A 7,530-nucleotide genomic window follows, 5' to 3' on the forward strand; every position below is an offset into this window, starting at 1 on the left:
TAATATCTATGAATTCATATCTGAATACATAGATATTAATTGAAAACCAGTAGCTGTTTATCTTGATCGTCATTCTGCATACAAAATCAATCATCCAAAAGATCAATTTGATAAAGAAATGCTTAGCAGATTACAAGTTGCTTGTAATATATTATGAATTGAAGTTATTTATTCTAAGTGTCCTGAATGAAAATGAAGAGTTGAAAATTCATTTAAAACACATCAAGACAGACTTATAAAAGAGATGAGACTTGCTTGAATTAAAAACATTGTTTCTGCTAATAAATTCTTATATGATTACTACATACCTAAACATAATAATAAGTTCTCTGTTGAAGCTAAAGTGTCTTGAAACTTCCATGTTCCTATCACTAAATATGAAAAAGAAAATCTTGAATGGTTCTTTGCTAAAAAAGAGAAAAGAATTATTAAAAGAGATTGAACTGTTAATTACATGAATACAAAATATCAAATACATAAAAAACAATATTTACCTGCTTGAAAGCAAGTAAATGTTGTTACATCTATGTTGGGGAAACTTAAAATATTTTCTTGAAATGTAGAATTATTATTTGATATTATTAATTAATTATTTATATTATTACTGACATTTCTATTTTTGTTTTTTTACTGACATTTTAAAGTTGCTGTTACAAGATTTATTTTGGGTGAATTTGTCAAATTTTTGGGAGTGAAGAAGTTTATTTTGGACAAATCATTACAAAATAATATCTTTCATATATCAATTTTTCTCTAAAACTTTTTTTAATTCAGCTCTATTAGCTAAATTAAATCATACTTGGCTCCAAATTTTATGTTTTTCTTCTATTTGATTTTGTATTTTATTAAAAATTTTAACAAAATTTATTGAAATTTGCTCAAAACTTAATCACTCTCTTTTACTATCTATATAATTTTTTTCAAAACAATCTACCAAATTGATACTTTTTCAGTCAACTGAAATATTAAGTAGTTGTTGTCTAGTATTTGCATATTTTATGTTTTCTCATTGTCTTATACCATCCCAAAAACTATCTCTAACAATTACGGGTGCTATTATTTCTTTTAGATAATCATGTCAAACATCTGATAATTCTCATATTTTACTATAAACATTTTTAATTTGTTTTTCTCGTATAATATGACAATATTCATGCAAAAATATGTCTAAATAATTATTTTCTTGATTTTTGAATACTTCAGTTACAATAGAAAACTTTATAATATCACTACCAAATGTAGAACTTGGTAAAAAACTTGGATATATATGGACAGTCTCGTTATTTATTTGGTAGTCCATAGTTTTACAAAAACCCTCCACGATTTTTTGTTTGTTTCAATTAAACAATTTTTTCCATTTTTTAATTATATCATCTATCTTGTATTTATATTCAAAATATTTTTGTTCCAAAAAGTTATCAACTAATTTTTCTCATTCTGCTTGAGATATATTCTCTATATTAGCCAAACTATAATAACAAAAAAATATTGATTTACGAACATGTCATCGTTTGTGGATATGTTTTTTTTCAAAGAGAAATTTTTTGAAAGATATTTTATCTTTTTCTACATCGCATTTTATTTTAAAATTTAGCATGAGTATTTATTATAATATTTCAATTATCTTTTTTTTATAAAGCATAAATAAAAATTTATTTAATTTTTTTTCATCAATTCAGATCTCTGAAGAAAGTTCAGATAAAGAAAAATAATCTTTTTTTAACAATCTTTTTAACAAATATCATGAATCTCTAGTTACCATAGTATTAGCATATCACAAAGACAGAATATATCAATCATTTTCTTCTCTGAAAATAATATTAGGTGATACTCTTAACTTTTCTCAAAGAAGAGAAGTAACCTTAATTTTATTTTGTTCCAACAATAGATGTATTTTTTTTCTATTAACTGGTTTTGCATAAGGATCCATTTGATTTATTTCTCATGTTGTTCACTTTGCTTCCATTCTACATCATCATGTACATTTTGATAAATATTCACAAGACACACATGTTTCTGGAATCAAATCTCAATTTCTCCATTCCTGCATATTTTGCCATATTTCATCTAAATTTTTTTGAAATATATTTCAATAAGACATGTCAGCATGAGTACATGGTCTAACTTCTCAGTCTGCTCATATTATTGAGGATGTTATTCAAGCAGTACACTTATGTCTAGAAAATTCTGCAAACTCAGGTATCTCTGACAATAAACACAAAGGATAACATTCTAATATGTCTACATACAATCATTGTTCTTTTTTTAGTCTTACTAAATCAGAAAGACTCAAAATAACATCATCCTTATCAACAGCATAATCCATAAAGTTTGGTATGTTTGCTGGCCAAGATCATTTTGTAGCGAAAAAACTTTTAACTCATAGTTCTTTCAAAAAATTACCTGTTTCATAAACATGGTCAATATTTAATTTTGTTAGGACCATATTAACTCAAATTTTAATATCCTCATCTAAAGCCGTTTTTATTCAAGAAATAACTTTATTAAAATTTCATTCTTTTCAAGTAATTTGATCATGAACTTTTGAATCATAAGAAGTTAATGATGTTAAAATAGACCTCAATCATTTACTTTTTAGCTCTTGTGCTAATTTTTTTGTTAATAACATAACATTTGAGTTTAAACTGCAGGAGATTCAATGTTCAGAAAGTTGTTCTATTAAGAACAGAACGACATCTTTTTTGATTAGTGGTTCTCATCAAGTTATTCAAACATGGAAAACTCATGCTTTTTTCAATTGCTCAATAATAATTTTTGCTTTTTCAATATCAAGATGAATATGATTTCTATCAGTAATTTGCCAAGAATTGTAGCAATGTATACAGCTAACATTACAACTACTAGTTACTTCTATCTGCATACTTAATGGTGCAGATAGTTGTCTAGCAAAGTTTCATTTTAATGAATTTACCTTATTTGATTTTTCTCAGTTGCTACATATTTCATTACAATTATCACATCTATTCATGTTAATGTAATATATATTTAGATAAATACTGCATTGTGTTTAAATCTCCAGCCAGACATTCTGACTGGAGATGTTGAAGTTTATGAATCGCATGGTGTATTGTCGCAATCACATGCATCACACAAATCGCAATTATCACAGTAATCACAACTGTCACATGATTCTGCAACAACATCACCATCACCAAACAAACTAACAAAACCGAGATCCAGACTCATAAATACCTCCTTTTTTTTATAAAGAATTAATGTTACAATAATTACAACCATTGCAACTACTGTAATATTCTTATAAAGATCTTTTTTCAAAAATCAACACTTTTTGGCTCTATTGTGCCAGCAAAGTTAAATTGTCAGTACTAGGCACAAATAGAAATGTCAATATAATAATATTGTTTTATTTTTTAAAAAACAATATTATGAATTTACTTTATACTGACAAACAAATGAACAAAGTCCGTATTATCCAAAAACTTATCGATAATAAGATAAACATCAAAGATGTTTGTGATGCTTTAAGTTGTTCTGAAAGAACTGTTTATAGATATAAATCTACTCTTATCAATGAATGACCTCCTGGATTCATTCATTGATTAAAATGAAAAGTTTCCAATCACAATCCATATTCCTCAAAACATCAAGACTTAGATAGAATAATAACTCAAAATAAGTTTATTTGATTTTGACCCACATTTTTATCTGAAAAGCTTCTTGAGATCTATTGATTCTATATCAATAAAGAATCTCTTAGAAAAAGAATGATTAGATTGTGATTATGGTTACCAAAACCAAAAAAGACTGTAGTTAAAAGGAAAAAAAGAGAAAGAAGTAAATCATTTTGATTACTTATTCAAATTGATTGATCTTAATCATGATTGGTTTGAAGATTGATCTGAATATTGTCTCATAAATGCTGTTGATGATGCTACCTGAAAAACTACTCATGCTAAATTTACTACTTGAGAGTCCCTTATTAATATCTATGAATTCATATCTGAATACATAGATATTAATTGAAAACCAGTAGCTGTTTATCTTGATCGTCATTCTGCATACAAAATCAATCATCCAAAAGATCAATTTGATAAAGAAATGCTTAGCAGATTACAAGTTGCTTGTAATATATTATGAATTGAAGTTATTTATTCTAAGTGTCCTGAATGAAAATGAAGAGTTGAAAATTCATTTAAAACACATCAAGACAGACTTATAAAAGAGATGAGACTTGCTTGAATTAAAAACATTGTTTCTGCTAATAAATTCTTATATGATTACTACATACCTAAACATAATAATAAGTTCTCTGTTGAAGCTAAAGTGTCTTGAAACTTCCATGTTCCTATCACTAAATATGAAAAAGAAAATCTTGAATGGTTCTTTGCTAAAAAAGAGAAAAGAATTATTAAAAGAGATTGAACTGTTAATTACATGAATACAAAATATCAAATACATAAAAAACAATATTTACCTGCTTGAAAGCAAGTAAATGTTGTTACATCTATGTTGGGGAAACTTAAAATATTTTCTTGAAATGTAGAATTATTATTTGATATTATTAATTAATTATTTATATTATTACTGACATTTCTATTTTTGTTTTTTTACTGACATTTTAAAGTTGCTGTTACAAGATTTATTTTGGGTGAATTTGTCAAATTTTTGGGAGTGAAGAAGTTTATTTTGGACAAATCATTACAAAATAATATCTTTCATATATCAATTTTTCTCTAAAACTTTTTTTAATTCAGCTCTATTAGCTAAATTAAATCATACTTGGCTCCAAATTTTATGTTTTTCTTCTATTTGATTTTGTATTTTATTAAAAATTTTAACAAAATTTATTGAAATTTGCTCAAAACTTAATCACTCTCTTTTACTATCTATATAATTTTTTTCAAAACAATCTACCAAATTGATACTTTTTCAGTCAACTGAAATATTAAGTAGTTGTTGTCTAGTATTTGCATATTTTATGTTTTCTCATTGTCTTATACCATCCCAAAAACTATCTCTAACAATTACGGGTGCTATTATTTCTTTTAGATAATCATGTCAAACATCTGATAATTCTCATATTTTACTATAAACATTTTTAATTTGTTTTTCTCGTATAATATGACAATATTCATGCAAAAATATGTCTAAATAATTATTTTCTTGATTTTTGAATACTTCAGTTACAATAGAAAACTTTATAATATCACTACCAAATGTAGAACTTGGTAAAAAACTTGGATATATATGGACAGTCTCGTTATTTATTTGGTAGTCCATAGTTTTACAAAAACCCTCCACGATTTTTTGTTTGTTTCAATTAAACAATTTTTTCCATTTTTTAATTATATCATCTATCTTGTATTTATATTCAAAATATTTTTGTTCCAAAAAGTTATCAACTAATTTTTCTCATTCTGCTTGAGATATATTCTCTATATTAGCCAAACTATAATAACAAAAAAATATTGATTTACGAACATGTCATCGTTTGTGGATATGTTTTTTTTCAAAGAGAAATTTTTTGAAAGATATTTTATCTTTTTCTACATCGCATTTTATTTTAAAATTTAGCATGAGTATTTATTATAATATTTCAATTATCTTTTTTTTATAAAGCATAAATAAAAATTTATTTAATTTTTTTTCATCAATTCAGATCTCTGAAGAAAGTTCAGATAAAGAAAAATAATCTTTTTTTAACAATCTTTTTAACAAATATCATGAATCTCTAGTTACCATAGTATTAGCATATCACAAAGACAGAATATATCAATCATTTTCTTCTCTGAAAATAATATTAGGTGATACTCTTAACTTTTCTCAAAGAAGAGAAGTAACCTTAATTTTATTTTGTTCCAACAATAGATGTATTTTTTTTCTATTAACTGGTTTTGCATAAGGATCCATTTGATTTATTTCTCATGTTGTTCACTTTGCTTCCATTCTACATCATCATGTACATTTTGATAAATATTCACAAGACACACATGTTTCTGGAATCAAATCTCAATTTCTCCATTCCTGCATATTTTGCCATATTTCATCTAAATTTTTTTGAAATATATTTCAATAAGACATGTCAGCATGAGTACATGGTCTAACTTCTCAGTCTGCTCATATTATTGAGGATGTTATTCAAGCAGTACACTTATGTCTAGAAAATTCTGCAAACTCAGGTATCTCTGACAATAAACACAAAGGATAACATTCTAATATGTCTACATACAATCATTGTTCTTTTTTTAGTCTTACTAAATCAGAAAGACTCAAAATAACATCATCCTTATCAACAGCATAATCCATAAAGTTTGGTATGTTTGCTGGCCAAGATCATTTTGTAGCGAAAAAACTTTTAACTCATAGTTCTTTCAAAAAATTACCTGTTTCATAAACATGGTCAATATTTAATTTTGTTAGGACCATATTAACTCAAATTTTAATATCCTCATCTAAAGCCGTTTTTATTCAAGAAATAACTTTATTAAAATTTCATTCTTTTCAAGTAATTTGATCATGAACTTTTGAATCATAAGAAGTTAATGATGTTAAAATAGACCTCAATCATTTACTTTTTAGCTCTTGTGCTAATTTTTTTGTTAATAACATAACATTTGAGTTTAAACTGCAGGAGATTCAATGTTCAGAAAGTTGTTCTATTAAGAACAGAACGACATCTTTTTTGATTAGTGGTTCTCATCAAGTTATTCAAACATGGAAAACTCATGCTTTTTTCAATTGCTCAATAATAATTTTTGCTTTTTCAATATCAAGATGAATATGATTTCTATCAGTAATTTGCCAAGAATTGTAGCAATGTATACAGCTAACATTACAACTACTAGTTACTTCTATCTGCATACTTAATGGTGCAGATAGTTGTCTAGCAAAGTTTCATTTTAATGAATTTACCTTATTTGATTTTTCTCAGTTGCTACATATTTCATTACAATTATCACATCTATTCATGTTAATGTAATATATATTTAGATAAATACTGCATTGTGTTTAAATCTCCAGCCAGACATTCTGACTGGAGATGTTGAAGTTTATGAATCGCATGGTGTATTGTCGCAATCACATGCATCACACAAATCGCAATTATCACAGTAATCACAACTGTCACATGATTCTGCAACAACATCACCATCACCAAACAAACTAACAAAACCGAGATCCAGACTCATAAATACCTCCTTTTTTTTATAAAGAATTAATGTTACAATAATTACAACCATTGCAACTACTGTAATATTCTTATAAAGATCTTTTTTCAAAAATCAACACTTTTTGGCTCTATTGTGCCAGCAAAGTTAAATTGTCAGTACTAGGCACAAATAGAAATGTCAATATAATAATATTGTTTTATTTTTTAAAAAACAATATTATGAATTTACTTTATACTGACAAACAAATGAACAAAGTCCGTATTATCCAAAAACTTATCGATAATAAGATAAACATCAAAGATGTTTGTGATGCTTTAAGTTGTTCTGAAAGAACTGTTTATAGATATAAATCTACTCTTATCAATGAATGACCTCCTGG

Annotated in this window: 10 protein-coding genes; 4 read left to right on the plus strand and 6 right to left on the minus strand. The window is 25.9% G+C overall.

The window, feature by feature from the left end; genetic code table 25:
* The coding region (locus VAMP_RS04670) for a transposase family protein (RefSeq protein WP_500681215.1) at positions 1 to 589 on the plus strand (589 nt) is incomplete at its 5' end.
* Between the two features lie 129 nt (positions 590 to 718).
* Here the strand turns inward: VAMP_RS04670 and VAMP_RS04675 are convergent.
* The 3 genes from VAMP_RS04675 to VAMP_RS04685 all read right to left on the minus strand — a co-directional run bounded on the left by VAMP_RS04675 (position 719) and on the right by VAMP_RS04685 (position 3,207).
* A complete protein-coding gene (locus VAMP_RS04675) occupies positions 719 to 1,597 on the minus strand; it encodes a hypothetical protein (RefSeq protein WP_213349793.1) in 879 nt (292 codons plus the stop codon).
* Between the two features lie 9 nt (positions 1,598 to 1,606).
* The gene (locus VAMP_RS04680) at positions 1,607 to 2,989 is read right to left on the minus strand and encodes a radical SAM/SPASM domain-containing protein (protein ID WP_213349794.1); all 1,383 of its coding nucleotides are present in this window, start codon (positions 2,987 to 2,989) and stop codon (positions 1,607 to 1,609) included.
* 80 nt (positions 2,990 to 3,069) lie between these two features.
* A complete protein-coding gene (locus VAMP_RS04685) occupies positions 3,070 to 3,207 on the minus strand; it encodes a hypothetical protein (RefSeq protein WP_213349795.1) in 138 nt (45 codons plus the stop codon).
* A gap of 227 nt (positions 3,208 to 3,434) precedes the next feature.
* On the opposite strand from VAMP_RS04685, the gene VAMP_RS04690 reads away from it, so the two are divergent.
* A complete protein-coding gene (locus VAMP_RS04690) occupies positions 3,435 to 3,857 on the plus strand; it encodes a helix-turn-helix domain-containing protein (RefSeq protein ID WP_213349796.1) in 423 nt (140 codons plus the stop codon).
* Entirely contained in the window at positions 3,844 to 4,551 is a 708-nt protein-coding gene (locus tag VAMP_RS04695) for a hypothetical protein (protein WP_213349797.1), read from the plus strand. Before VAMP_RS04690 ends, VAMP_RS04695 begins: the two co-directional genes overlap by 14 nt.
* A gap of 129 nt (positions 4,552 to 4,680) precedes the next feature.
* Here VAMP_RS04695 and VAMP_RS04700 read toward each other — a convergent pair whose 3' ends face one another.
* The 3 genes from VAMP_RS04700 to VAMP_RS04710 form a co-directional block, all read right to left on the minus strand.
* Complete coding sequence (locus VAMP_RS04700) at positions 4,681 to 5,559, minus strand: hypothetical protein (RefSeq protein WP_213349793.1); 879 nt, start codon at positions 5,557 to 5,559, stop codon at positions 4,681 to 4,683.
* 9 nt (positions 5,560 to 5,568) lie between these two features.
* On the minus strand, positions 5,569 to 6,951 hold the full coding sequence (locus VAMP_RS04705; protein ID WP_213349794.1) for a radical SAM/SPASM domain-containing protein: 1,383 nt from the start codon (positions 6,949 to 6,951) through the stop codon (positions 5,569 to 5,571).
* 80 nt (positions 6,952 to 7,031) lie between these two features.
* The gene (locus VAMP_RS04710; protein WP_213349795.1) at positions 7,032 to 7,169 is read right to left on the minus strand and encodes a hypothetical protein; all 138 of its coding nucleotides are present in this window, start codon (positions 7,167 to 7,169) and stop codon (positions 7,032 to 7,034) included.
* A gap of 227 nt (positions 7,170 to 7,396) precedes the next feature.
* On the opposite strand from VAMP_RS04710, the gene VAMP_RS07250 reads away from it, so the two are divergent.
* On the plus strand, positions 7,397 to 7,530 hold a 134-nt coding region (locus VAMP_RS07250; protein WP_369127423.1), incomplete at its 3' end, for a helix-turn-helix domain-containing protein.

The sequence above is a fragment of the Candidatus Vampirococcus lugosii genome, assembly GCF_018420025.1.
Classification (GTDB): domain Bacteria; phylum Patescibacteriota; class Gracilibacteria; order Absconditabacterales; family Absconditicoccaceae; genus Vampirococcus; species Vampirococcus lugosii.